This is a genomic window from Pseudonocardia nematodicida, from assembly GCF_040105385.1.
Classification (GTDB): Bacteria; Actinomycetota; Actinomycetes; order Mycobacteriales; family Pseudonocardiaceae; genus Pseudonocardia; species Pseudonocardia nematodicida.
This window is the reverse complement of the sequence record NZ_JBEDNQ010000009.1, coordinates 320902-346011: the sequence shown is the minus strand read 5'-3', so window position 1 is coordinate 346011 and position 25110 is coordinate 320902. Positions and strand designations below refer to the sequence as shown.

The window sequence follows — 25110 nt, the reverse complement described above, 5'->3', positions numbered from 1 at the left end:
GGGCGGGGGCGGGAGGGGGCGGGGCTGGGTCAGGCGGCGGGGGCTTCGCGGGCGGCGGCTCCGGGGAGTGCGCGGAGCACGGCGCGGGCGACGGCGTCGTTGTAGCGCAGGCTCTGCGCGTTCATCCCCGGCCGGGTGAAGGCCCCCGCCACCTTCACGGTCGTGTGCGGGCCGATCGCGAACCGCTGCTCGTGCACCCCCGACGTCGTGTGCAGCGCGCCGTCTGCCGGCCGGACCGCCAGCTGGCCGCTGTTGCGCAGCGGGCTGCCGTCGTCGTCGAGCAGGATCTCCTCGACGGCCTCGCCGCGCCGCAGCAGGCCGGCCAGCAGCGGGTCCGCGGTGCGCGACAGGCTCGGGTCCGGCAGCCGGGCGTCGACGAGCACCGGCGCGGTCACCGGCTCCGCGCCGGTCAGCGTGCTGCTGGTGGCGTGGAACCCGTCGCCGTCGAGGTCGACCTCCATCCCGGCGCCGAGGAACTTCAGGTGCCCGGACTCCGACAGGGCCAGCATCTGCCGCACCCGGAAGCCGGGCGGCCCGGAGGCGACCGAGTTGAAGAAGCTCTGCCACCACGGCAGGTCCCGGGCCCGCGACATCGGCGACAGCACCCCGGAACCGGCCAGCCGGGTCGTCTCGCCGAACACGGACAGCATCGCGACGAAGGCTCCCAGGTGCGGGGTGTGCCGGTCGTCGACGTGCTGACGCAGGTCCTCGGCGATCCGGTCGCGGACCAGCGGTTGCAGCGAGTCCAGGTCGGGGGCGTGCACGCCGTCGAGGGGGCGTTCGAGCGCGGTCAGGTCGAGCCGGTCGAGCGGGTCCGGCACGACCGAGGCGATGAGCTCGGCCTCCTCCGGGGAGCCGTGGGGGGTGGTCCCGAACCGGGCCGCGAAGTCGTCCCAGGTGGTGCGCACCCGGTCCGGGTGGCCGTGGAACAGCTCGTGGTACCAGCCCCAGCCGATCTCCTTGGCCATCAGCGGCCAGACCTGCGAGGCGAGGTCGACCGGCTCACCCGAGGCGACCAGCTCGTCGGTCACCGCGCCGGTGAGGAAGTGTGGCAACGGCGGCCGGCCGCCGCGCAGCTGGTAGTGCGTCTTCGAGTGGTAGGTCGCACCCCGCGGTGAACCGGCGACGAGCACCGGCTCCCGTCCCGACGGCACGTAACGCAGCGCGTCGGGGTCCGCCCCGTCCGCCACGAAGCGGCCGCCCCGGCCCTCGAACAGCAGCACCACGAGGTCGACGAACGCCAGCCCGAGCCCGCGGGCGAGCACGGTCTCCCCGGGTCCGATCACCGACAGGTCGGTGTCGGTGGTCTGCTCCGGCGGGAGGTAGCGCAGTCCGAGGTCCGCGGCGCGGGCGGCGAGTGCGCGCTCGTCGTCGGTCGGGCGGGCGTCGAGGTGCCCGGACGCGAGCACGACGGCGTCGGCTCGCAGCACCACGCCGTCAGCCAGCTCGACGACCTGGTCGCCGGACTCCTCGGTGAGCGAGACGGCGGTCGTGCGGTGCAGGTGCACCCGCATCCCGTCCGGCACGCGGTCGATCACCTCGTGCAGCACCGCGGTCAGGTAGTGGCTCTGCAGCCGCCGCGACGGAAACGTCGAGGCCGTCACCCCGGCCAGCTCGGCCGCGGACCCCGGCCCGAGCTCGGCCGCCGGGTCGCCGTGCTCGCGCAGGTCACGGGCCCAGTCCCAGAACGACGGACCGGGTGCGATCGGGCCGTCGCAGACCACCGAGTCGTCGGTCCACATGGTGACGTCGGCCGCCATCGAGTTCATCGCCAGCAGCGCCGACTGCTCGTGCCGCCAGATCCGGCCGGCGCCGGCCGGGTACGGGTCGACCAGGTGGACGTCGAGTCCCGGGCCGGCCAGCGCGTCGGCGTACAGCTCCGGGGCGCTGGCCGCCACCCGTTCCAGCAGGCCGGTGCCGCGCGGACCGGCCCCCACCACGACGACGGCGGGTGCGCGCTCGGCGGGGGACGGGTGGGACGGGGTCGTGCGGGGCATCCAGGGGCTCCTCGCTGTCGACGGGCGCGGTCGGGCCGCGTCCTACAGCGAGGCGTGCAGGCGGCACAGGTCGACGTGCCTGCGCCGGACGAGCGGGATGCCCACGACTTCCACGGTAGGCGGCGCTGCGGCGCCCGGCCACCCGCCGGACGTGCTCCACCGCACCCGCCGGCCGGCCCCGGATCGGGTGACGCAATTCGCGCACAGGTGGGGCATCGACAGATCACGCGGATGTCACGCGGAGTTCACACTGCGATACCCGCTGTCCGCTCGCCCGCCCGGCGCACGCAGGTCAGAGCATCAAAAACGATCACGACCGGTCACCGACCGCACGCATCCGGTCACCGTGTCGTACGTCGCACCACGCTGTGGAATCGCGTGCGCGACTTCTACAAGGGGTACAACTGGAACTGTCCCCGACGGATCGCAACCGATGTCAGATCCCGAACCCGACACGTTCAACGGAGAACGTCGCATGACCGCAGAGCTGACCCGCCCGCCGTCCGTGGGCGACGTCCCGGCCGTCGTCACACCCGTGGAGCCCGCCGCTCCGACGGGTCCGACCGGGCGCACCACAGTCGACCGGCTGCTGGACTCGCTCGACGACCTGGTCCGCCGGCACCGGGCGCTCGCCACGTCCGACGCCGGCGCCGCCTCGCTGCACGCCGAGCTCATCGCCGCCGAGCTCGACCAGCAGCTGGACGTCCTGCGCAGACTCCCCCGCCAGGCGTTCGGCTGAGCCGGGCGCCCCGCACATCTCCGCGGCCGCGGGGATGATCTCCGAGCCGAACACGCGCAGCGGCTCGATCTCCGACACGCCCGGCACCACGGTCGCCGGCCGCGGCCGGCTCAGATGAAGACGGATCCTCTCCGGATCCGAGGCCGACCCCGTGGCGACTTGACACACGGGCCGGACCGTCCGGGCGGGTTACGGTGCGTGGTGTGACCGACACCCCCGACGAGCTCGTCCGGCTCGACGTCGACGCCGGCGTCGCGACGCTCACCCTCGACTCCCCGCACAACCGCAACGCGCTGTCCGCGCAGCTGCGCCGCGAGCTGATCGCACACCTCGACACCGCGATCGCCGACCCCGGTGTCCGGGTGCTCGTCCTGACCCACACCGGCCCGGTGTTCTGCGCCGGGATGGACCTGAAGGAGTCCCGCGGCGCCGGCGCCGGCCAGCAGGGCGTCCACGAGGTCCCCCGGATCCTGACCACGCTGTGGGACAGCCCGAAACCGGTGGTCGCCCGGATCGCCGGGCCGGCCCGGGCGGGGGGCGTCGGCCTGGTCGCCGCGTGCGACGTCGCGGTCGCCGCCGAACGGGCCACGTTCGCCTTCTCCGAGGTCCGGATCGGGGTGATCCCGGCGGTGATCTCGGTGGTCGTGCTCCCGCGGCTGTCCGCCCGCGCCGCGCACGAGCTGTTCCTCACCGGCGAGACGTTCGACGCCCGGCGCGCCGCGGAGATCGGCCTGGTGAACACCGCCGTCGCCGACGACGGGCTGGACGCCGAGGTGGAGCGCTACACCGGGATGTTGCGCCTCGGTGCCCCCGGGGCGCTCGCCGCGGCCAAGGAGATGCTGCGCCGGGACCGCCCCGCGACGATGGCCGCGGACTTCGCGGAGATGAACGTGCTGTCCGCGACGCACTTCGCCTCCGAGGAGGGCCAGGAGGGCATCCGGGCGTTCGCCGAGAAGCGCACACCGTCCTGGGTGCCCGGCGACGACTGATCCCGCCCGAGTGGCACGTCAGGTGGCCGCCGACGCCCCGGCAGGGCTCACGGTGTGCCACTCGGCGGGGAAAGCGGGCGAGGGCACGGTCCGCACACCTACCCTGGATCACATGACGACCGCCGCCCGGATCTCCGCCGACCCCGGCGCGGCGCTGGACCTGCTCGCCGGACGCCGGCTGGTCGCGCTCACCGGCGCCGGCCTGTCCACCGACTCCGGCATCCCGGACTACCGCGGCCCCGGGTCCCGGCCGCGCAACCCGATGACGTACTCCGAGTTCGTGTCCGGCCCGGCGGCGCAACGGCGGTACTGGGCCCGCAGCCACGTCGGCTGGGCCCGGATGCGCCGCGCCGGCCCCAACCCCGGCCACGTCGCGCTGGCGGCGCTGGAGGCGGCCGGCGTCGTCGAGGGGTTGATCACCCAGAACGTCGACGGCCTGCACGGTGCCGCCGGGCACCGCGCGGTCATCGACCTGCACGGGCGGATCGACGAGGTCGTCTGCCTGGACTGCCGGCAGGTCACCCGGCGCGCGGACCTGCAGGAACGGATGACGGAGCTGAACCCCGGCTTCACCGAGGCACACAGCGCCGAGGTGGAGACCGCTCCGGACGGCGACGCCGCCGTCGAGATCACCGACGGCTACCGCGTCGCACCGTGCGCGGGCTGCGGCGGCGTGCTCAAGCCGCACGTGGTCTTCTTCGGCGAGAACGTGCCCCGGGACCGGGTCGCACGCTGCTTCGCGGCGGTCGGCGCACTCACCCCGGACGACGGCGCGCTGCTCGTCGCCGGGTCGTCGCTGACGGTCATGTCCGGGCTGCGGTTCGTCCGCGCCGCCCGCAAGGCCGGCGTCCCGGTCGTGATCGTGAACCGCGGGGTCACCCGGGGCGACGAGCTCGCCGACCTGCGGGTGGACGCCGGTTGCTCGGAGACGCTGGGCGCACTCGCCGCGCGGCCGCTCTAGCTCCTGTCCGTACGGTCAGGGGCCCGGTCGAAGCGCCGGGTCGCCCTGTCCAGCCCGATCGCGACGAGCGCGCACAGCGGCAACACCACCACGGTCACGAACACGACCTGGAACAGGAACGGCAGCTGGGTCAGCCACAGCTCGAACGCGTCCCAGACGTCGATGATCGTGCGCACACTCCACACGGTAGTACGGCCGCCCAGACGTTAGGTTCGGCCCCATGTTCGCCGTGTACGCGCAGGAGCCCAACGCCGACGCTCCACTCGACTCCCTCGTCGTGGGTGAGCGGCCCGACCCCGAGATCCCGGACGGCTGGGTGGGGGTGAACGTCTCCGCGGCCAGCCTGAACATGCACGACCTCTGGACACTGCGCGGGGTCGGCATCAAGCCCGAGCAGTTCCCGATGATCCTCGGCTGCGACGGCGCCGGAACGCTCGACGACGGCACCGAGGTCGTGCTGTACCCGATCATCGGCGACCCGGACTGGCGCGGCGACGAGACCCTCGACCCGAAGCGCACCCTGCTGACCGAGAAGCACCAGGGCGCGATGGCCGAGCGGATCGCGGTCCCGGCCCGCAACGCCGTCCCCGCCCCGAAGGGCCTGACCGCCGCGCAGGGTGCCGTGCTGGGCACCGCGTGGCTGACCGCCTACCGGATGCTGTTCACCAAGTCCGGGCTGCGGCCGGGCCAGACGGTGCTGGTCCAGGGCGCCTCCGGCGGGGTGTCGACGGCGCTGGTGCAGCTCGCCTCCGCCGCCGGGCTGCAGGTGTGGGTCACCGGGCGCGACGAGGAGAAGCGGGCACTGGCCGAGCGGCTGGGCGCGCACGCCGTCTTCGAGTCCGGCGCGAAGCTGCCCGGCAAGGTCGACGCGGTGATGGAGTCGGTCGGTGAGGCGACCTGGAAGCACTCGATGCGTGCGCTCAAGCCGGGCGGCAGGATCGTCATCTGCGGCAGCACCTCGGGCCCGAACCCGCCGGCCGACCTGCAGCGGCTGTTCTTCCTGCAGTACCAGGTCATCGGCTCCACGATGGGCACCCGCGAGGAGCTGGTGAACCTGATGGACTTCATCGCCACCACCGGCATCCAGCCCGAGATCGGCACCGAGCTCCCGATGAAGTCCGCCGCCGAGGCGTTCGAGGCGATGTCCGCCGGACGCACCGCCGGGAAGATCGTGTTGACGCGGTGATCGCTCGCCCCCCAAGATCCGTTAACGAGATCAGGATGTGATGAGGTCGTGATGCCGGTCGGATCCGCCGTTCGGTGGGCGAATCCGCAGGTCCACGAGGTGTCCGTCATCGCAGTGTGACGACCGCCCGGCGCTCTGACGCAGTTTTCGCAGGACGCTGTCGGATTTCGGCGCTTTGACAAGTACAGTCCGTCATCGTGACCGAGCCTTACAGTCGACGGGCGTCGGGGACGGCCACCATGGCCTCCCCGGCGCCTGGAGCCGCGGGTGTCGTCGAGTTCCTGGACCGGGTCGACCACGCCGTGGCCACTGCCCTGTCCAGCCAACCATCCGCGACCGACGTCAGCCGGGACGGCTGGCGGGTCCTGTTGATGCTCGCCCGCGGCACCGGCCGCAGCATGGGTGAGATCGCGGGCCACACCGCGCTGCCGGCCCCGACCGCAACCCGCATCGTGGACCGCCTGGTGGAGAAGAAGCTGGCCTACCGGTCGGCCGACCCGCTCGACCGCCGCCGGGTGCTGGTGCACCTGTCCGCCGAGGGACGGACCGTGGTCGAGTCGGTCTGCCAGCGGGTGCAGCGCATCCTCTCCCCGCGCCGCGCCCCCGCGGCCCGCACCGCCGCGTGCGACAGCACGATCCCCGGCCCCCGCGCAGGCTCGATCCTCTAGCTCCTCACCCTCACGAACGTCGCCCCCACGAACGTCGCCCCCACGTACACCACGGGCCCGGAACCCCTCAGGGATCCGGGCCCGCTCTCATGCGTGGGTGCGGCTACTTCTTGGGCTTCTCGGTCGCCTGCCCGCCGCCGGTGGACAGCGCGGCGACGAAGGCCTCCTGCGGGACGTCGACCCGGCCGATCGTCTTCATCCGCTTCTTGCCCTCCTTCTGCTTCTCCAGCAGCTTGCGCTTGCGGGAGATGTCGCCGCCGTAGCACTTGGAGATGACGTCCTTGCGGATCGCGCGGATGGTCTCCCGGGCGATGATCCGGGAGCCGACGGCGGCCTGGATCGGCACCTCGAACTGCTGGCGCGGGATGAGCTCGCGCAGCTTGGAGGCCATCATCGTGCCGTAGGAGTAGGCGGACTCCTTGTGCACGATCGCGGAGAACGCGTCCACCGGCTCGCCCTGCAGCAGGATGTCGACCTTGACCAGGTCCGCGGCCTGCGACCCGGCCTCCTCGTAGTCGAGGCTGGCGTAGCCGCGGGTGCGGGACTTCAGCGCGTCGAAGAAGTCGAAGATGATCTCACCGAGCGGCAGCGTGTAGCGCAGCTCGACCCGGGTCTCGGACAGGTAGTCCATCCCGCCGAGCTGCCCGCGCCGGCTCTGGCACAGCTCCATGATCGTGCCGACGAACTCCGAGGGCGCCAGGATCGTGATCTTGGTGATCGGCTCCCGGACCTCGGCGACCTTGCCCTCCGGCCAGTCGCTGGGGTTGGTGACCACGATCTCGGTGCCGTCGTCGGTGGTGACGTCGTAGACGACGTTCGGCGCGGTCGAGATCAGGTCCAGGTCGTACTCGCGCTCCAGGCGGTCCCGGGTGATCTCCAGGTGCAGCAGGCCGAGGAACCCGCAGCGGAACCCGAAGCCCAGCGCGGCCGAGGTCTCCGGCTCGTAGGTCAGCGCGGCGTCGTTGAGCTGGAGCTTGTCCAGCGCCTCGCGCAGGTCCGGGTACTGCGAGCCGTCGATCGGGTAGAGCCCGGAGTAGACCATCGGCTGCGGCTCGCGGTAGCCGGTCAGCGGCGTCGTGGCGCCGTGGCGCTTGGAGGTGACGGTGTCGCCGACCTTGGACTGGCGGACGTCCTTCACGCCGGTGATCAGGTAGCCGACCTCGCCGACACCGAGCCCCTCGGACGGCTTCGGCTCCGGCGAGACGATGCCGATCTCCAGCAGCTCGTGCTCGGCGCCGGTGGACATCATCTTGATCCGCTCGCGCGGGGACAGCGTGCCGTCGACGACCCGGACGTAGGTGACGACGCCGCGGTAGGTGTCGTAGACCGAGTCGAAGATCATCGCCCGGGCCGGCGCGTCGGCGTCGCCGACCGGGGCCGGGACCTGCGCGACGACGGCGTCCAGCACCGCCTCGACGCCCTCACCGGTCTTCGCGCTGCACCGCAGGACGTCCTCGGGCTCGCAGCCGGTGATGTGCGCGATCTCCGCGGCGTAGCGGTCCGGGTCGGCCGCCGGGAGGTCGATCTTGTTGAGGACCGGGATGATGTGCAGGTCCTTCTCCATGGCCAGGTACAGGTTGGCCAGGGTCTGCGCCTCGATCCCCTGCGCGGCGTCGACCAGCAGGATCGCGCCCTCGCACGCCTCCAGCGCGCGGGAGACCTCGTAGGTGAAGTCGACGTGGCCGGGGGTGTCGATCAGGTGCAGGACGTGGTCCTGCTCGACACCGTCGGCGTTCTTCGCCGACCACGGCAGCCGGACGTTCTGCGCCTTGATCGTGATACCGCGCTCGCGCTCGATGTCCATCCGGTCCAGGTACTGGGCCCGGTACTCGCGGGTCCCGAGCACGCCGGTCATCTGCAGCATCCGGTCGGCCAGCGTCGACTTGCCGTGGTCGATGTGCGCGATGATGCAGAAGTTCCGGATGCGCTCCGGCGGGGTGAACGTGCGGTCGGCGTACGTCGTCACTCGGCTGTACTCGGCTTTCGCTGTCGCGTCGGGGCTGCAGGCACTCGCTCCATCGTCCCATGTCGGCGCGGCGCACCCCCGGGTGGAGGCGCGCGCCGCGCGACGTCACACCCGGCGACCTCGCAGAGCTCCCGGTGACCTCGCAGGCGTGGCGGCTCCTGCGAGGTCGCGGACGCCCCTGCGAGGTGACGAAGGCCTGCGGGGTCACGAGGCCCGGGCGCGGACCCCGACCTGCCACGCGGCGCGGATCCGGAGGGCGACCGCGCCGTGATCACGCTCGACGGTAGGTTCCTCCCGTACCGCACCTGGTGAGGTCGGCAGCGTCGTCCGCGGCGCCCGCTCGGCAGCGACGCGGACCCGGACCCGGGTGCCGCGACGCCGCTGGTAACCTTGGCCGCTGAGCGCTCGGCGTGCTCGACCGGGACGGTACTCCCATCCGGTGCCGCCGGAGCGGACCGGACTCGAGCAGACCAGCCGAACCCAGCAGGCAGGAAGACCAGAGGCAGACGTGGCCAACATCAAGTCGCAGATCAAGCGGGTCAAGACCAACGAGAAGCGCCGTCAGCGCAACAAGTCGGTGAAGTCGACGGTCAAGACCGCGATCCGCCGCTTCCGCGAGGCCGTCGAGCAGGGCAACGGCGACGCGGCCACCGAGGCGCAGCGCAAGGCGGCGAAGGCCCTGGACAAGGCGGCCGGCAAGGGCGTCATCCACAAGAACCAGGCCGCGAACCGCAAGTCGGCCATGGCCAAGCGCCTGAACAAGGTCGGCGCCTGAGCCTTCGCACCACCGCACGACGGCGTCGCCCCGCTCCAGGGGCGGCGCCGTCGTCGTGTGTCGGGGTGTATCAGGACGCCTGGCTGGGCGGACCGGCACTCGCGCGGTCGTCGCTCGCGGTTCGTCCGCGCGGTGACGCCGACCGCCTCGTTCCGGCGCGCACCCCCGGCCCGTCCGGCGCCGGATCCGCCGAGATGCGGACGAGCGGGAGTTGTCGATCTCTGACGCCCGCTCAGGCGTATCTCGACGGGGATCGCGGACGATCCTCACCCGGCCGCGTGGTGACCACGTGTCCGCGCGCCGGTTCGGCGGACGCGCGCGTCATGGCGCGCGCGAGCTCCGGATCGGCGCGCAGACTCCGGATCACCGCGCGAACGTCGCGCCCGCTCGGCCGCTGCCGGCCCGGGCGCGCTCCGAGCCAGGGGCCGAGCCTGCGCGGTGGCCGGGACCGCGCGGGCCGGGCCGTGTCCGGCGGTGGGTGGGTCAGCGGGTGCTGCGGGCCGACACCACGGCGAGCACGGCGCGCTCCAGGGCGTACTCGGCGTCGGCCGCGACGCCCTTGACGTCCGCGTTGACCTGGGCCGTCGCCGCCACGGCGACCGCCAGCTGCTCGGGTCGCCAGTGCCGCACGACGCCCTGCGCCTTGCGGATCTTCCACGGCGGCATCCCGAGGTCACCGGCGAGCCGGTTCGGGTCCCCCCGCCCGGCCGAGCCGACCTTGGCCAGCGTGCGGACCGAGTCCGCGAGCGCGTCCGCGATCAGGACGTGCGGCACGCCGAGCACGAACGCCCAGCGCAGCGCCTCCAGCGCGCCACGACGATCCCCCGCGACGGCCGCGTCCGCGACGGCGAACCCGGACGACTCGGCGCGGCCCCGGTGGTAGCGGCGCACCCCCGCCTCGTCGATCTTCCCGCCGGTGTCGGAGACGAGCTGGCCAGCGGCCGAGGCGAGCTCGCGCAGGTCCGAGCCGACCGCCTCGACGAGCACCGCCAGTGCCCCGCCGGTGATGCTGCCGCCGTGCCGGCGGACCTCGGCGTGCACGAAGTCCGAGCGCTCGTCGGCCCGGGTGATCCGGTTGCAGGTGGTGACCTTGGCCCCGGCCTTGCGCAGCAGGTCCAGCAGGGCCTTGCCCTTCGCCCCGCCGGCGTGCTGGGCGACCAGCACGATGCCCTCGGCCGGATCCTTCACGTACTCCGCGACCGCGGCGACCATGTCCTTCGTCGCGTCCTGGGCGTGCGTGAGCACGATCACCCGGCCCTCGGCGAACAGCGACGGGCTCAGGTGACCGGCCAGGTCCCCCGGTACGACCTCGGAGGTCCGGAACCGGCGCAGCTCGGTCTCCGGGTCGTGCTCGCGCGCCTGCCGGACCAGCTCCGACACGGCCCGTTCGGCCAGGAACTCCTCGTCACCCACCACCAGCTGCAGCGGGGCGGGCGGGCCGGTGTCACGCGTCCTGCTCACGGAACCCATCGTGGCCCAGACCCCCGACAGGCGGTGAGCCGCGTCCCGATCCGCGAGCATCGGCTGGCCAGGACCACCCCGGCTCCCGTACCGTCCGCGTTGCTCCGGTGATCTCGATCCCGGGCGGACAACAACATATGGCTCATCCAGAGGGGCAGAGGGAACGGCCCGTAGAAGCCCCGGCAACCGGCGTCGCACGACGATCCGCCCACACCGCACGCCCGCGGTGAGGACGTCGACGAACACGGTGCCAATTCCGACCCGCCTCCTCGGCGGGACAGATGAGGAGATCACGTGACTCTCACTGCTGCGCCCGAAACGACCTCCGGCTACGACCTGGGCTCCGCCCGGGCGCTGTCCTGCCGCGAGTGCCGGAACGAGGTCCCGCTGGCCGCGGAGTTCGCCTGTCCGCGGTGTTTCGGTCCGCTCGAGGTGGCCTACGACTTCCCGGCCGTGACCCGCGCGTCGATCGAGGCCGGTCCGACGTCGATCTGGCGCTACAAGGACCTCCTGCCGGTGCCCTCGACGGTGCAGGAGCACCCGAACACCGAGCCGGGCCTGACCCGGCTGATCGAGGCGAAGAACCTGGCGAAGGCGCTCGGCGTCCGGAAGCTGTGGGTCAAGGACGACACCGGCAACCCCACCCACTCGTTCAAGGACCGCGTCGTCGCCGTCGCGCTGGCCGCCGCGCGGGAGCTCGGCTTCTCGGTGCTGTGCTGCCCGTCGACCGGCAACCTCGCCAACGCCGTCGCGGCCGCCGCCTCCCGCGCCGGCTGGGACTCGGTCGTGCTCATCCCGTCGAACCTGGAGCAGCCGAAGATCGTCACCACCGCGGTGTACGGCGGCACGCTGCTCGCGGTGGACGGCAACTACGACGACGTCAACCGGCTCGCCACCGAGCTCGCCGCGGAGCACGAGGACTGGGCGTTCGTGAACGTCAACGTCCGGCCGTACTACGCCGAGGGCTCGAAGACCCTGGCGTTCGAGGTGGCCGAGCAGCTCGGGTGGCGGCTGCCGGAGCAGGTCGTCGTCCCGATCGCGTCCGGCTCGCAGCTCACCAAGATCGACAAGGGGTTCACCGAGCTCGGCAAGCTCGGCCTGGTCGAGCCGACGCCCTACACCGTGTTCGGCGCCCAGGCCACCGGCTGCTCGCCCGTCGCGACGGCGTTCGAGGCCGGGCACGATGTCATTCAGCCGCAGAAGCCGGACACCATCGCCCGCTCGCTGGCGATCGGCAACCCGGCCGACGGCCCCTACGTGCTGGACTCGGTCCGCCGCACCGGCGGCTCCATCGCGCAGGTCACCGACGCCGAGATCGTCGAGGGCATCCGGCTGCTCGCCCGCACCGAGGGCGTGTTCACCGAGACCGCGGGCGGCGTCACGGTCGCGACCACCAAGAAGCTGATCGAGGCCGGGAAGATCGACCCGGACGCCGAGACCGTCCTGATGATCACCGGCGACGGGCTGAAGACCCTCGACGCCGTGTCCGGCGAGGTCGGCCCGACCGCCACGGTGCCCTCGACCAGCGCTGCCGTGCGGGAGGCGCTGGCCCAGCGCGGCTGACCCCGGGGCGGGCGGGTACGAGCACGGCGAGGGCACATCCCCGGACCGGGCGCACCGCGGCGCGTGCCGACCGCCGGGCGGTCGCACCGCCCGGGCACTCTGTCCGGCCGACCGGGCACATCGTGCTCGGCGGCCGGGCGCGCGCCGGCCCCGTCCGCCCGGTGCCAGCTGCGGAGCGCCCCGGGCGACCAGGCTCAGCCCGGCCGGGTCGTCGCCCGTGATCGCGACGTCACCGGACTCGTCGGTGCGCCCGACGGCGATCCCGGCCCCGTGCAGCCGGTCCATCAGCTCCGGGTTCGGGTGGCCGTAGGTGTTGTCGGCACCGACCCCGATCAGCGCGGCGCGCGGCGCGACCGCGTCGAGCAGCCGCGGGGTGAAGGTGCGCGAGCCGTGGTGCGGCATCTTCAGCACGTCGGCGGACAGGTCGCTGCCGGAGGCGAGCAGGTCGTCCTGGGCCGCGAGCTCGATGTCGCCGGTGAGCAGCACCGACCCGGCCGGCGTGGACGCGTGCAGCACGACCGAGCCGTCGTTGAGGGCCGTGCCGTCCTCACCGTCCACGGAGGACGGCGGGTGCACCGGCCCGAGCACCTCCAGGCGCAGCTCCGGCCACTCCAGGACCGCGCCGCGGGTCAGCCCGACGAGCGGTGCGCCCGCCGCCGCGGCCCGCCGCTCGAGCCGCGCCAGGCGTGCGACCGGTTCGCGCACCGGGCCGACGGCGACTCCGGCCACCGCCCGCCCGCGCAGCGCACCGGCGGTGCCGCCGTCGTGGTCACTGTGCATGTGCGTGATCACCACCAGCTCCAGGACGCGGATCCGGAGCCGGTCGAGGCAGGCGTCGACCGCGTCGTCGGTGGGGCCGGTGTCGATCAGCACCGCGTGTCCCGGATCGCCGGTGGCCAGCACGAACGCGTCGCCCTGCCCGACGTCGCAGGCGATGACCCGCCATCCGGCCGGCGGCCAGCCCGGTGGCACGAAACGGGTCGGGACCAGCACGACGAGCAGCCCCACCAGGACGGCCACCAGCAGGGCGCGCAGCCGGGGCACCCGGCCCATCGCGAGCAGGAGCAGCAGCAGCGCGGTCAGCAGCAGCGCCCCGCCGGTCCCGGCCGGCCAGGGCACCAGGGCACCGGGCACTGCCGCCGCCCGGTCGCCGACCAGGACCAGCCAGTGCACGCTGGGCCCGGCCAGCCAGGCGCACAGCCAGGCCGCGTGCGGGCTGACCGGTGAGAGCACGGCACCGAGCACGCCGAGCACCGTCGCCGGCGCCACGGCGGGGGCGGCGAGCAGGTTCGCGACGATCGTGACCAGTCCGATGTGGCCGTTCAGCCCGGCGATCAGCGGCGCGGTCGCCAGCGCCGCCGCGACCGGCACCACCAGAGCCTCGGCCGGCCCGGGTGGGACGCCACGGGCCCGCAACCCCGCAGCCCAGCCGGGGGCGAGCAGCACGAGTGCGGCGGTGGCGGCCACCGAGAGCCCGAACCCGACGTCGACGGCCAGGGCGGGCGCGGCCAGGAGCAGCCCCAGCACCGCCGCGGCGAGCGCGGGCAGCGCCGATCTCGCCCGGCCCGCGGCGAGCGCGAGCAGCACCACCGAGCCCATCACCGCCGCCCGCAGCACCGACGGCGAGGGCCGGGCCAGGATCACGAACCCGACCAGCGCGACCATCGCGGCCGCGGCGGCCAGCCGCGGGTCGGCCCGGAACCCGCGGAACACCAGCAGCACCGCGCCGGTGACGATCGCGACGTTCGCGCCGGACACCGCCACGAGATGCGCGAGCCCGGCGGTGCGGAGGTCCTGTTCGGTCTCCGCGAGCTGGTTGCGGGTGTCGCCGATCGCGAGCCCGGGGAGCAGACCCGCGGGTGCCTCGGGCAGCGCGGACGCCGCGGCGTCGCGCAGGCCGTCCCGGAGCGACCCGGCCGCGGTCTGCCACCACGGCGGCGGCTCGACGTCCTCCGGAGGGCCCTGCACCCGCAACACCGCCACCGTCAGGTCGGGGCGTTGCGCCGGTGCCAGCACCCCCTCGGCGGTCACCGCCTGCCCGGGGAGCAGATCCATCCACCCCTGTGCCGGGGTGAGCAGCACGATCCGGCCGCCGGTGTCCCAGCGCCGGTCGCCGGTGGTGGCGGTCAGCAGCCGGGCGCGGACCACCGCCATCGCCCGCGGCGACCCCGCCTCGTCCCCGCCGACCGCCGTCCGCAGCGCCCGCGGATCGTCGGCGAGCACGATCCGCACCTCCGCCGACGCCCCGCGTTCGGCGGCCTCGCGCAGCGGGTGCCCGGCCAGCACCGACGCGTGCGCCGTCACCAGCACCGCGGCCGCCAGCGCGCAGCCCCCGGCCGCGAGGACCGTGGTGGCCGGCGCGGCGGCCCGGGCGCTGCGCCGGGCCCGCACGAGGACCGTCAGCACGAGTGCGGCGCTCACCAGCGCCGCGGCCACTCCCCCGGCCGGGCCGCCGACGAGCCCGCTCAGCACCGCGGCCCACGTCGCCAGCGCCGCCGGGACGAGCCGCAGGTCCGGCGGCGCGGGCCGGTCGGGCGAGTCGGGGTCGGGTTCGGTGTCCCGGATCGCGCGCCGGCTGGTCACACGGTCACCGCCTCGCGCAGCTGGGAGAACCGCTTCTCCCCGATCCCCTCGATCTCGCGGAGCTGCTCGAGGCGTTCGAAGCGGCCGTTCGCCGTGCGCCAGTCGAGGATCTTCTTCGCCGTCACCGGGCCGATCCCGGGCAGTGCCTGGAGGTCCTCGGCGGTCGCCGCATTGAGGTCGACCTTCCCGCCGGCCGCGCCACCCGGTGCGGGCCCGGACACGCCGTCCCCGGTGCCGGGTTCCGCGCCGGAGGCCGGTTCGCCACCCGGCGCCGGGAGCACCGGAGCGGCGTCCGGCGCGGGCGGCACCCCGATCGCGATCTGCTCGCCGTCGCCGAGCCGGCGGGCCAGGTTCAGCACGCTGAGGTCCACGTCCGGCAGCGCTCCCCCGGCGGCGTCGAGGGCGTCGGCGACGCGGGAGCCGTCCGGGACGCGGACCAGACCGGGCTGCGCGACCTTGCCGACGACGCTGACGACCAGCGGCCCCGCCGTCACCGGCGCGGCGGCTTCCGGATCGGCCGGCGCGCCGTCGGTCCCGGGCTCCGCGGACGCCTCGCCGGGGGCGGCCGTGACCGCCGGCAGCCCGGCGACCGGCTGCGTGGTCGGCCGGTTCGACCACACGCCGACGCCGGCCGCGATCGCGCCGAGCAGCACGACGGTGACCAGCGCGAGTGCCCCCGGCCGCCCGGGGTCCACCCGGGCTCCGGCCAGCGACGGCGGCAGCCAGCGCTGCGCGACGCGTCGCCACGCGGGTGGGCGACCGCCGGGTTCGTGGTCGCCCTCCGCCTCCGCCGGGTCGTCGGCGGGCCCGACGGGAGGCGCCGCCGGATCGTCCTGGTCCGCGCCCCTGCGACGACCCCTGTCACCAGATGCCGCAGGGGCCCGGCCCTCCCACGACCCGGGCGCGCCGTGGCCCGCGACCCGCGGATGCGGCGGTCGCGGCGGTGCCCACGATGCAGGGGGCCCGCCGACACCCGGCGCACCGAGCGGGATCGGCACCGTCGGCGGATCGGCCGAACGCCCCGCCGCCGCGTCGTGGTGCCGGGACGGCGGCGGGTCCCCGGTCACCGCCACCGGCCCGGCCGTCGAGCGCAGCGAGCCGTTCAGCCCGGCGAGCCGCCGGGCCGGGTCACGTCTGCCGTCCGACCTGGTCACGCCCTCGACGCTAGGTCCGGACGAGCCCGCTGCACCCACGATCTGTTCGCCTGTGGACAACCCCGCCCCGCCACCGGAACGACGGGTGCCGGGACCGCTACGGCGCGGGTGGGACGACCACGGCACCGATCAGGCCGGGCCCGACGTGCGCGCCGATCACGGCGCCGACCTCGGACACGTGCACCTCGGCCGCGTCGGGGACCCGCTCGCGCAACCGGCCCGCGACGTCCAGCGCACGGTCCTCGGCACCCAGGTGGTGCACCGCCAGCCGGGTGCCGGCGCCGCCGCTCTCCGCGGCCAGCGTGACCAACCGCTCGGTGGCCCGCGAGGTCGTCCGCACCTTCTCCAGCGGCGCGATCCGGCCCCCGGACAGATGCAGCAGCGGCTTCACCGCCAGCGCCGACCCGACCAGCGCCGCCGCCGTACCGATCCGTCCGCCGCGGCGCAGCCGTTCCAGGTCCTGCACCCCGAACAGCACCCGGCAGCGGGCGGCGACCGCGACGGCCGCGGCCTCGACCTCCGCGCCGTCGGCCCCGGCGTCGGCGACGTCGCAGGCGGAGAGCACGGCGAACCCGAGGCCCATCGCGATCGCCCGGGAGTCGACGACCCGGATCCGGTCCGGCGCAACCTCCTGCGCGGCCGCCCGCGCGGCGTCCCAGGTGCCGGACAGCTCCCGGGACAGGTGCACCGAGACGATCTCCTCGGCCCCGTCGTCGAGAAGATCGCGGTAGACCGCGGCGAACGAGGCGGGCGCCGGCCTCGATGTCTGTACCAGCAGGTTGCGGTCGGCGAGCGCGGCGACCAGCTCGGCCGGGGTGATGTCGACGCCGTCGCGCGCGATCCGCCCGCCGAGCCGCACCTCCAGCGGGACGACCTGCACCCCGCGCTTCAGCGCGACACCGGGCGGGAGGTGGGCGGTGGAGTCGGTGACCACGGCGACCGGCGAGCAGGGCACGGATCGGACCCTAGCGGCGGGCTCAGCGGAACAGGGGGCCCAGGGCCTGCTGGGCCGCGAGGTAGCGCCCGTGGGCGTCGTCCAGCCGTCCACGCTCCGCGGGGTCGGGGATGAACTCCCGCTCGACCCGCACCATCCGGCTCGCGAGCTCGGGAACCGAAGTACCGGTGCCCACCGCCAGCCCGGCGAGCATCGCGGCGCCGAGCACCCCGGCGTCGCGCTCGGTGGTGCGCCGCAGCGGCCGGTCCAGCACGTCGGCCTTGATCTGGCACCACAGGTCGCTGTGCGCCCCGCCGCCACACGCGGCGAGCGACGCCGCGGGCCCACCGGCCGCCGTCTCCAGTGGACCGAGGACGTGCCGGGCGGCGTGCGCGACGCCCTCCAGCACCGCCCGGGCCAGCTCCGCGCGGCCGGTGCCGAACCCGGCACCGAGCCAGTGCGCGCGCAGCGCCGGGTCCCAGACCGGGGCGCGCTCTCCGGCCAGCTGCGGGAGGAAGAGCAGGTCGCCGGGCTCGGCGGTCGCGGCGAGCGAGATCAGGTCACCGGGCGTACCCCCCAGGACGCCGGCGGCCCAGGTCAGCGCGTCCCCGCCGGCCTGCGTCGGCCCGGCATGCACGTGCAGCCCGCGCCACTCCGGGAAGGTCACGATCCCCGGCGCCGTCCCACCGGGGCCGGGAGCCGCCATCGCGACCACTTCGGACGTCCCTGCGACGTCGATCGCGTCCCCGGGCGCGGCGACCCCGCCGCCGAGCAGCGCCGACCAGGCGTCCATCGTGCCGACGGCCACCGGCACGCCCGCCGGGAGCCCGCCCGCGCCCGTCGTCGACCCCGCGACCGAGGCCGGGTCGGCGAGTGGCGGCAGCAGCGCGCGCAGTCCGGGTACGAGCAGGTCCAGCCAGTCCGGGTGGGTGCCGTCCGGCCCGACCAGGCCGATCGAGGAGATCGGGTCGGCGACTGCCGAGCCGGTCAGCCCGGCCAGCAGCCAGTCCTTGGGCGCGAGCAACGACGCGGTGCGCGACCACACGTCCGGGCGGTGCTCGGCGAGCCAGGCCGCACGGGCCGCCGGGTGCGACGCGTCGACGGTGCCGAGCCCGCCGCGCACCCGTGTCCGGTCCTGTTCGGACAGCCGCTCGGTCAGCGTCCCCGCGACGGCGGCGCACCGGCCGTCCTGCCAGGTGATCGCCGGGTGCAGCACGACGCCGTCCACATCGGTCACCAGGTGAGTGTTGACCTGCGAGCAGACCCCGATCCCGTCGAGGTCGCGCAGCGCGCCGGACGCGTCGAGCTCGGCGACGACGCCGGTGAGCCCGGCCCACCAGTCCGCCGGGTCCTGCTCGGCGTGCCCGGGCGCGGGGCGGCGCGTCACGTGCCGGCGGGCGGCCGCGGCGACCCGCGATCCGTCCGATGTGTACACGGCGGCCTTCACCGACGTCGTGCCCAGGTCGATCCCGAGCAGGGTCACCGCGGCACCCCCTCCAGCAGGACCGCCAGCGCCTCGCCGATCAGCCGGTGCCCGGCCCAGCCCCAGTGCATGCCGTCCGGGTTGCCGTGCCCGCCGAGCACGTGCGCGCCGACCAGCGCGGGGACGTCGAGCACGGCCACGTCCGGCGACCGGGCCGCCCAGTCCCGGACGGCGGCCTCGGTGGCGGCCCGGTGCGGGTGGACGTAGCCGTAGTCGGCCGCGCGGTGCACCGACGGCAGCAGCGCCACCACCGGCAGCCCGGGCCGCAGCGCGTGCACGGCGGCGCGGCAGCGTTCCAGGTAGTGCGTGGTGAGCCGGGGCGGCAGGGTCGCCGGTCCGCCGCCGGGGAGCCGGGCGAGCGCCGGGGACAGCACCGGCTGGGCCCGCCGGTACCCGGCCCGCACCGCGCGGCGCAGCGCCGGCGGGCGCAGCACCGGGATCAGCTCGCGCAGCGCGGTCGGCAACGGCGAGGGGAGCGCGTCCATCCCGGACACCCCGAGGACGACGGCGCGGGCCCGCGGCATCGCCGCCCAGACCCGCGGATCCCCGGCGATTGCCGACCAGGCGTGCCGGGCGGTCCAGCCGGCCCGGGCGACCAGCTCGACGTCGCCGCCGAGCAGCTCCGCCGCGACGTTCGGCCACAGCCGCGGCTCGTCGGCCGGGCACGGCCGCTCCGGCCCGTGGAAGGCCAGCGAGTCGGCGACGACCAGCAGGTCAGGCACCGATGTTGTATCCCGAGAGCCGCCAGCGCGGGTGGTCGGCACGGCGGGCGACGACGGCCCACTTGGCGTTGCCCATCCCGCCGATCACCGGCCAGGCCGTCTCGGGCAGCTCGAGCAGGCCGCAGACCAGACCAGCGATCATCCCGCCGTGCGCGACGAGCAGCACGGACCGTTCGGCCGGGTCGTCGGCGTACTCGGCGTCGAGCTCGTCGACCACCGGCATGGAGCGGGTGACGACGTCGATCCGGGACTCCCCGCCCGGCGGGATCCAGCGCGGGTCGGAGCGCCAGTCGGCGATCGCGCCCGGATCGCCGGCCTCGATGTCGGCGACGGTCCGGCCCTGCCAGTCCCCGAGGTGCGTCTCGCGCAGCCGCTTGTCCACCGCCAGCGGCAGCCCGGTCGCCTCGGCGACGGCGGTGGCGGTGTCGTAGGCCCGGGACAGGTCCGAGGTGACGATCCGGTCGAACGGGAACCCGGCGAGCAGCGGGGCGGCCGCGGCGGCCTGCGCGCGGCCGTCCGCGGTGAGCTTGGTGTCGAGGTGGCCCTGCATCCGGCCACCGGCGTTGTACTCGGTCTGCCCGTGCCGCAGCAGCGTGATCCGGCGGAGCGTCATGCGCGGCCCTGGACGTCCGGTGAGGTGTCCGGCCCGGGCTGCGGCACCTCGATCACCGGGCAGTCCTTCCAGAGCCGGTCCAGGCCGTAGAAGCCGCGCTGCTCGGTGTGCATCACGTGCACGACGATGTCGGTGAAGTCGAGCAGCACCCAGCCGTTGTCCGCGTCGCCCTCCCGCCGGGTCGGCTTGGCGCCGCGCTCGCGCAGCTTCTCCTCCACCGCCTCGACGATGGCCTGGACCTGCCGCTCGTTCTGTGCGGAGGCGAGCATGAAGCAGTCGGTGAGGACCAGCTGCTCGGACACGTCGAGCGCGACGATGTCGGCGGCCTTCTTGTCCGCGGCCGCGGCCGCGGCGACCTTCGTCAGCTCGATCGCCTCGGGTGATGCCGTCACTGCGTCTCACGTCTCCCGCGTGCTCGGATCCAGCCCGGGCGGAAACGCCCGGTGACGCCCAGTGTGTCAGCCTCGCGCCGGGGGCTTGGGCGCCGGGCACCACGCGGGATAGGTTCGCCGCTCCCGGTGGATCGTCGAAGGAGACTCCCCATGGCCCTGGCCGCCGACCTCGAGGGCGCGCAGAGCGAACCGGTCAACGTCGCGTGGGCACGCGACGACGTGCTCCTGTACGCGGTGGCGGTGGGCGCCGGCGCCGAGGACCCGACCGCCGAGCTGGCGTTGACCACCGAGAACACCGAGGGCGTCCGGACGACGGCGCTGCCGTCCTTCGCGGAGATCATCACCAGGGGTGCCCGGGTCGACCTCGGCGAGATCGACCCCACCCGGGTGGTGCACGCCGAGCAGTCCTTCCGGCTGGCCGGACCGCTGCCGCTGGAGGGCCGGGCCCGGGTGACCTCGACGGTCACCGAGGTGCTCGACAAGGGGTCGGGTGCGCTGGTCCGCAGCGCGGCCGAGGCCGTCGACGCCGAGACCGGGGCGCCGCTGCTGTCGACGACGCGGTCGGTCTTCCTGCGCGGCGAGGGCGGGTTCGGCGGGTCCCGCGGGAAGACCGTGCCCTCGCCGGTCCCGGACCGGGCCCCGGACCTCGAGGTGACCTACCGGACGTCGCCGGGGCAGGCGCTGCTCTACCGGCTGACCGGGGACCGCAACCCGCTGCACAGCGACCCGGCGTTCGCCGCGCGCGGCGGTTTCGACCGGCCGATCCTGCACGGGATGTGCACCTACGGCGTCACCGCGCGGGCACTGGTCGCGACCGTGTGCGACGGCGACGCGACCCGGCTGCTCGGCATGGACGCGCGGTTCACCGCACCCGTCGTGCCGGGCCAGGAACTGACCGTCGCGGTGTGGCGGACGGGCGGGAACGGCACCGCCTTCCGGACGACCGCGGGAGGCCCGGACGGCGTCGTCGTGCTGGACCACGGAACCGCCGTCCTGGCGCCCTGACCCACCGGGCGGCCGCTCCGGTACCCGCTGACCGCCGCGGCAGCGGGGCGGCAAGCGTCAGGAGGCCACCGCGGGGACGGGCGGGGACGCCGTGTCGCCTGGCTCACCAGGGACCAGCAGCGCCTCCAGCGCGTCCAGCGCCGCGATCTGCGGGTAGCTGCGGAGCGGGTCGTAGCGGTGCGCCCAGCGGTGGTCCAGGTGCCGGAACACGGCCGCGCGGTGCCGGGTCGTCGCCAGGTAGTGCGGGTTGTCCCGGAGGAACCGGGCGTAGGCCGCGCGCATCTCCGGGCGCTGCGGCAGCTCGGTGCGGACGAACCGGTCGACGTCGGCGGCGATCTCGTACACGTACTCGCCGCACAGCTGCACCACGAACGGCACCACCCACGGCTCGGGCACGCCGAACAGCTCGCGGACCGCGCGCTGGCGCAGGCCGGTGTTCTCGCTGCGCGACATCCACGCGGCGACGACGGCCCGGCGGCGCGGCGTCAGCCCGCCGGTCGACGCGGCCGCCGGCCACGGGAACGCGATCCGGTACGGGATCTGCAGCGGCTCACCGTCGACGACGACGTCGTGGTCGGCGATGCCGCCGCCGCTGTCCTGCACGAGCTGGGCCGAGACGGCGCCCCAGGGGGCCAGGGCCTGCATCGCGGCGTGCGCGTCCCGCCGCACGGGTCGCGGCACCGCGCGGAGCAGCAGACCGGCGACGGCCGGGGTCGGGACGGCGATCACGAGCCCACGGTAGCCCGTTCGGTGCAGGTCGACGTGACACACGGTCGATCGTCGCGCTGTGTCGTCACCCGCTCGGCGGTGCGTGATCGCGAGGCCGCGGCGTGCGTGACGAGATCGCGTGGGGCGGCGATCCGCCCGTTCCGTGCCCCACTCATGGAGCTTTGGTTCGGCGATACCGAACCAAAGCTCCATGAGTCGCCGGTGGGGGGTGGGCGGGGGCCGGTCAGCGGTACTCGATGGTCTCCACGGTGTGGGCCTCGATCCGGTCCCAGTCGTAGGTGATGCCCAGCCCGACGCCCTCGGGGACCGGGACGCAGCCGTCGGACCCGATCGCGGTGAGTCCGTCGCGGTAGTCGTCGGCGTAGATGAGCTGGCTGCGCCCGATCTCGCTGGACTTCGGGTGCACGAACGACATCTCGTAGTAGTTCGTGTTCCGCAGCGACGCCATCAGCTGGCGCTGGGCCGGGCCCGGGGTGTGCAGCTCGACGTCGAGGCCGAGGCCCTCGGTGGCGTGCGCGATCTTCATCGCGCCGGTGATGCCGCCGTCGTACTCGGCGTCGGCCCGGACGAAGTCGGTGCCGCCGCCGACCACGAAGTCGACGTGCTGCTCCAGCCCGCGCACGTGCTCGGTCTGCAGCAGCGGGGTCCGGATCAGCTCCCGCAGCCGCTTGTGACCGAAGATCGAGATCCCGGTGTCCTTGTAGGGGTCCTCGAGCCAGAGGAAGTTCGCCTCGTCGCAGGCCCGGCCGACCTGCACGGCGTGCGCGAAGGTCTCCAGCTTGCAGCCCGGGTCGAGCATGAGGTCCATCTCCGGGCCGACCGCCTCGCGCACCTTGGCGATCGTCTCGACGACCTCGGAGACCTCGTAGACGTCCCAGACGTGCAGCTTGTAGGCCTTGTACCCGAGCTCCTTGCAGGCGACGGCGAAGTCGGCGTAGGCCTCGGGGCTGTCCAGGCCGCCGTTCCGGTCACCGGCGGCGGTGGAGGCGTAGGCCGGGACCCGGGTCTTCCAGCCACCGAGCAGGGTGCGGATCGACGCGTCGTGCACCCGGCCGGCCAGGTCCCAGAGCGCGATGTCGACGAAGCCCATGCCCATCTTGTCGAACTTGCGCAGCTGGCGCTTCACGTCGTTGTAGATCAGCTCCCGCTGCAGCGGGTCCTTGCCGATCAGGTAGTCGCCGAACATCGCGACCTGGGCGGTCGAGATGGAGTTGCCGCCGACGTAGCCGCCGACGACGCCGTCGTCGGTGTAGATCCGGATGGCGTACGCGCTGGTGGGCTTGCGGCTGCCCGGCTCGTAGACCAGCGAGAAGCCGGTCGGGTGCTTCGCGAAGTCGACCATGTCGAACTTCGCCTTGTCGATGCGGATGCGCTCGATCTTCACGCGTCGTCCCCTCAGGAAGCCGAGCCGCGCGCGGCGTCGAGGTGCGACTTCGCGGCCTGCTCGAGGTGCACCACGTCGCAGGCGACGCTGGCGAACGAGAAGCCCTGGCCCAGCCGCTTCGCGGCGGTGGCGCCGTCCGGGCAGTGGATGCCGCAGGCGATGCCGGCGGCGGTGGCCGCCGCGAGGATCTCGGTCAGCGCCTCCTCGAACCGGTCGTTCAGGTCCGGGTCGGTGGAGGTCTTCCCGCCGAGCGCGAGGCGCAGGTCCGACGGTCCGATGTAGAGGCCGTCGACACCGGGGACCGCGGCGATGTCCTTGACGTTCGCCAGGCCGTCCGGGGTCTCGATCATGACCAGGCAGGCGACCTCTGCGTCGGCGACCGCGGGCGTCGGGCCGACCCGCAGCTGCGCGCGCATCGGGCCGTAGCTGCGCCGCCCGACCGGCGGGTACCGGCACGCGGCGACGGCGGACTCGGCGTCGGACACGGTGTCGACCATCGGCACGATCACGCCGCGGGCGCCGGTGTCGAGTGCCTGCCCGATCCAGAACGCGTCGTTCGACTGGACCCGCACCATGCTGGCGACGCCGTAGGTGTCGACCGCGGTGACGGTCGAGAGGACCGCCCGGGAGTCGACGAGCCCGTGCTGGGCGTCGATGCAGACGTAGTCGTAGCCGGTGCGGGCGATGCGCTCGGTGCCGACCGGGTTGTCGAGCACCACCCAGTAGCCGACGATCTTCTCCCCCGCACGCAGCCGGGCGGCGAAACCTTCAGCGGAACTCATGACGATCCCCTCAGCAGTGAGATGACTCAGCAGTGACGTGACTCAGCGGTTGTAGGCGGGAACGGGCCCGCGCAGGTCGGTCCAGACGGCGTCGCAGGCGGCGACGACGTCGTCGGGCAGGCGGCCGCGCTCGGCGGCGGCCACGTTCGCGTGCAGCTGCTCGACCTTCGAGGCGCCGATGAGCACGGCGCCCACGCCGTCGTTGCCGACCAGCCAGCGCAGCGCCAGCTCGGGCAGGCCGATCCCGGCGTCGGCGGCGACCCGGCTCAGGGCCTCGACGCCGCGGAACAGGCCCTCGCTCCAGTACCGGTCCCGGTACATGGTGGCCAGCCCGGAGGAGCCGAACCGGCCGTCGGCGGGCGGGGCGTCGAACGAGTGCCGGCCCGACAGCAGGCCGCCGCCCAGCGGGTTGTAGACGACGTCGAACAGGCCCGCGGTCCGGGAGAACTCGGCGTACTCCTCCTCGATCCGCCGCGCCAGCAGGTTGTAGAGCGGCTGGGAGAAGGTCGGCTGCGGGGCCCCGGCGACGACGGCGGCGTGCCGCAGCTCGGCGATCTGCCAGGCCGCGAAGTTCGAGACACCGAGCGCACCGATGGTGCCGGCGTCGGCGAGCGCGGCGACCGTCTCGAGGGTCTCGGCGAACGGGGTCGCGCGGTCCGGCTGGTGCAGGTAGTAGACGTCGAGCTTCTCGACGCCGAGGCGGGTGAGCGAGCCCTCGACGCAGGCGTGGATCGCCTTGGCCGACAGCGGCGGCGCGCCGCCGGCGTCCGGGTGCGGGATCCCGACCTTGCTCGCGACGTCGAACCGGCCGGGCCGCTCCCGGAGCAGCCCGCCGAGGATCTCCTCGCAGCGGGAGCCGGCGTAGCCGTTCGCGGTGTCGATCATCGTGATGCCGGCCTCGGCGGCCGCGTCGAGCATGGCGGCGGCGCCGTCCCGGTCGACGGTGTCGCCGATGTTCATGGTGCCCAGCACCAGGCGGGACACCGTCAGGCCGGTGCCGGGGACCTCGGTGGTCTGCATGGTT

General features: G+C 74.4%; 22 protein-coding genes, 1 pseudogene and 1 riboswitch. Of the genes and pseudogenes, 8 read left to right on the top strand and 15 right to left on the bottom strand.

Annotation, left to right across the window (positions count from 1 at the left end):
• Positions 1–29: 29 nt before the first annotated feature.
• On the bottom strand, positions 30–1997 hold the full coding sequence (locus WIS52_RS22260) for an FAD/NAD(P)-binding protein (protein ID WP_349300266.1): 1968 nt from the start codon (positions 1995–1997) through the stop codon (positions 30–32).
• A gap of 475 nt (positions 1998–2472) precedes the next feature.
• Between WIS52_RS22260 and WIS52_RS22255 the strand changes: the two genes are divergently transcribed.
• From WIS52_RS22255 to WIS52_RS22245, 3 genes are all read left to right on the top strand, one after another.
• Positions 2473–2736, top strand: a complete 264-nt coding sequence (locus tag WIS52_RS22255; RefSeq protein ID WP_349300265.1) for a hypothetical protein — start codon at positions 2473–2475, stop codon at positions 2734–2736.
• A gap of 194 nt (positions 2737–2930) precedes the next feature.
• Entirely contained in the window at positions 2931–3725 is a 795-nt protein-coding gene (locus WIS52_RS22250; protein WP_379611578.1) for an enoyl-CoA hydratase-related protein, read from the top strand.
• A gap of 112 nt (positions 3726–3837) precedes the next feature.
• Positions 3838–4686, top strand: a complete 849-nt coding sequence (locus WIS52_RS22245) for an NAD-dependent protein deacetylase (RefSeq protein ID WP_349300263.1) — start codon at positions 3838–3840, stop codon at positions 4684–4686.
• Here WIS52_RS22245 and WIS52_RS22240 read toward each other — a convergent pair.
• Positions 4683–4862, bottom strand: coding sequence for a hypothetical protein (locus WIS52_RS22240; RefSeq protein WP_349300262.1), 180 nt, complete (start codon positions 4860–4862; stop codon positions 4683–4685). The genes WIS52_RS22245 and WIS52_RS22240 overlap by 4 nt on opposite strands.
• Positions 4863–4906: 44 nt before the next feature.
• Here WIS52_RS22240 and WIS52_RS22235 point away from each other — a divergent pair, with 44 nt between their 5' ends.
• Together WIS52_RS22235 and WIS52_RS22230 are read left to right on the top strand one after the other, a co-directional pair.
• A complete protein-coding gene (locus WIS52_RS22235) occupies positions 4907–5872 on the top strand; it encodes a zinc-binding dehydrogenase (RefSeq protein WP_349300261.1) in 966 nt (321 codons plus the stop codon).
• 197 nt (positions 5873–6069) lie between these two features.
• Positions 6070–6540 (top strand): MarR family winged helix-turn-helix transcriptional regulator, encoded by a 471-nt coding sequence (locus WIS52_RS22230; RefSeq protein WP_349300260.1) that lies wholly within the window; start codon positions 6070–6072, stop codon positions 6538–6540.
• 103 nt (positions 6541–6643) lie between these two features.
• Here WIS52_RS22230 and lepA read toward each other — a convergent pair whose 3' ends face one another.
• Positions 6644–8506 (bottom strand): translation elongation factor 4, encoded by a 1863-nt coding sequence (gene lepA, locus WIS52_RS22225; RefSeq protein WP_349300259.1) that lies wholly within the window; start codon positions 8504–8506, stop codon positions 6644–6646.
• Positions 8507–9014: 508 nt separating this feature from the next.
• On the opposite strand from lepA, the gene rpsT reads away from it, so the two are divergent.
• Positions 9015–9281, top strand: a complete 267-nt coding sequence (rpsT, locus tag WIS52_RS22220) for a 30S ribosomal protein S20 (protein ID WP_349300258.1) — start codon at positions 9015–9017, stop codon at positions 9279–9281.
• A gap of 483 nt (positions 9282–9764) precedes the next feature.
• On the opposite strand, the gene holA is transcribed toward rpsT, so the two are convergent.
• Positions 9765–10751, bottom strand: a complete 987-nt coding sequence (gene holA / locus WIS52_RS22215) for a DNA polymerase III subunit delta (RefSeq protein WP_349300277.1) — start codon at positions 10749–10751, stop codon at positions 9765–9767.
• 130 nt (positions 10752–10881) lie between these two features.
• A riboswitch (SAM riboswitch) is annotated at positions 10882–11030 on the top strand.
• Positions 11031–11036: 6 nt separating this feature from the next.
• Here holA and thrC point away from each other — a divergent pair.
• Positions 11037–12305, top strand: coding sequence for a threonine synthase (gene thrC, locus WIS52_RS22210; RefSeq protein WP_349300257.1), 1269 nt, complete (start codon positions 11037–11039; stop codon positions 12303–12305).
• Positions 12306–12737: 432 nt separating this feature from the next.
• On the opposite strand, the pseudogene WIS52_RS22205 reads toward thrC, so the two are convergent.
• From WIS52_RS22205 to rsfS, 7 genes and pseudogenes are all read right to left on the bottom strand, one after another.
• Positions 12738–14360, bottom strand: a pseudogene (locus WIS52_RS22205) (ComEC/Rec2 family competence protein); the annotation flags it as partial.
• A 524-nt stretch (positions 14361–14884) separates the two neighbouring features.
• Complete coding sequence (locus WIS52_RS22200; protein WP_349300256.1) at positions 14885–16042, bottom strand: helix-hairpin-helix domain-containing protein; 1158 nt, start codon at positions 16040–16042, stop codon at positions 14885–14887.
• 97 nt (positions 16043–16139) lie between these two features.
• Positions 16140–16997 carry a DegV family protein gene (locus WIS52_RS22195; RefSeq protein WP_349300255.1) on the bottom strand — a complete coding sequence of 286 codons (858 nt, stop codon included), beginning with the start codon at positions 16995–16997 and terminating at the stop codon, positions 16140–16142.
• 22 nt (positions 16998–17019) lie between these two features.
• On the bottom strand, positions 17020–18459 hold the full coding sequence (locus WIS52_RS22190; protein WP_349300254.1) for a xylulokinase: 1440 nt from the start codon (positions 18457–18459) through the stop codon (positions 17020–17022).
• A complete protein-coding gene (gene octT, locus WIS52_RS22185) occupies positions 18456–19181 on the bottom strand; it encodes a diglucosylglycerate octanoyltransferase (RefSeq protein ID WP_349300253.1) in 726 nt (241 codons plus the stop codon). The genes WIS52_RS22190 and octT overlap by 4 nt, the downstream gene beginning before the upstream one ends.
• Complete coding sequence (locus tag WIS52_RS22180; protein WP_349300252.1) at positions 19174–19794, bottom strand: histidine phosphatase family protein; 621 nt, start codon at positions 19792–19794, stop codon at positions 19174–19176. Before WIS52_RS22180 ends, octT begins: the two co-directional genes overlap by 8 nt.
• On the bottom strand, positions 19791–20186 hold the full coding sequence (gene rsfS / locus WIS52_RS22175) for a ribosome silencing factor (protein WP_349300251.1): 396 nt from the start codon (positions 20184–20186) through the stop codon (positions 19791–19793). The genes WIS52_RS22180 and rsfS overlap by 4 nt, the downstream gene beginning before the upstream one ends.
• Before the next feature lie 150 nt (positions 20187–20336).
• Here rsfS and WIS52_RS22170 point away from each other — a divergent pair, with 150 nt between their 5' ends.
• The gene (locus WIS52_RS22170) at positions 20337–21191 is read left to right on the top strand and encodes a MaoC family dehydratase (RefSeq protein ID WP_349300250.1); all 855 of its coding nucleotides are present in this window, start codon (positions 20337–20339) and stop codon (positions 21189–21191) included.
• 57 nt (positions 21192–21248) lie between these two features.
• Here the strand turns inward: WIS52_RS22170 and WIS52_RS22165 are convergent, their stop codons facing one another.
• From WIS52_RS22165 to WIS52_RS22150, 4 genes are all read right to left on the bottom strand, one after another.
• Positions 21249–21920 carry a hypothetical protein gene (locus tag WIS52_RS22165; RefSeq protein WP_349300249.1) on the bottom strand — a complete coding sequence of 224 codons (672 nt, stop codon included), beginning with the start codon at positions 21918–21920 and terminating at the stop codon, positions 21249–21251.
• A gap of 223 nt (positions 21921–22143) precedes the next feature.
• Complete coding sequence (locus tag WIS52_RS22160; RefSeq protein WP_349300248.1) at positions 22144–23304, bottom strand: enolase C-terminal domain-like protein; 1161 nt, start codon at positions 23302–23304, stop codon at positions 22144–22146.
• Positions 23305–23315: 11 nt separating this feature from the next.
• Positions 23316–24086, bottom strand: a complete 771-nt coding sequence (locus WIS52_RS22155) for an HpcH/HpaI aldolase family protein (protein WP_349300247.1) — start codon at positions 24084–24086, stop codon at positions 23316–23318.
• 42 nt (positions 24087–24128) lie between these two features.
• Positions 24129–25106, bottom strand: coding sequence for an aldo/keto reductase (locus WIS52_RS22150; protein ID WP_349300246.1), 978 nt, complete (start codon positions 25104–25106; stop codon positions 24129–24131).
• Positions 25107–25110: the final 4 nt, after the last annotated feature.

Coding starts and splice junctions, on each gene's coding strand:
- WIS52_RS22170 (WP_349300250.1), top strand. CDS start 20,337: ATGGCCCTGGCCGCCGACCTCGAGGGCGCGCAGAGCGAACCGGTCAAC.
- WIS52_RS22245 (WP_349300263.1), top strand. CDS start 3,838: ATGACGACCGCCGCCCGGATCTCCGCCGACCCCGGCGCGGCGCTGGAC.
- WIS52_RS22255 (WP_349300265.1), top strand. CDS start 2,473: ATGACCGCAGAGCTGACCCGCCCGCCGTCCGTGGGCGACGTCCCGGCC.
- holA (WP_349300277.1), bottom strand. CDS start 10,751: ATGGGTTCCGTGAGCAGGACGCGTGACACCGGCCCGCCCGCCCCGCTG.
- WIS52_RS22150 (WP_349300246.1), bottom strand. CDS start 25,106: ATGCAGACCACCGAGGTCCCCGGCACCGGCCTGACGGTGTCCCGCCTG.
- WIS52_RS22260 (WP_349300266.1), bottom strand. CDS start 1,997: ATGCCCCGCACGACCCCGTCCCACCCGTCCCCCGCCGAGCGCGCACCC.
- WIS52_RS22155 (WP_349300247.1), bottom strand. CDS start 24,086: ATGAGTTCCGCTGAAGGTTTCGCCGCCCGGCTGCGTGCGGGGGAGAAG.
- WIS52_RS22180 (WP_349300252.1), bottom strand. CDS start 19,794: ATGACGCTCCGCCGGATCACGCTGCTGCGGCACGGGCAGACCGAGTAC.
- WIS52_RS22235 (WP_349300261.1), top strand. CDS start 4,907: ATGTTCGCCGTGTACGCGCAGGAGCCCAACGCCGACGCTCCACTCGAC.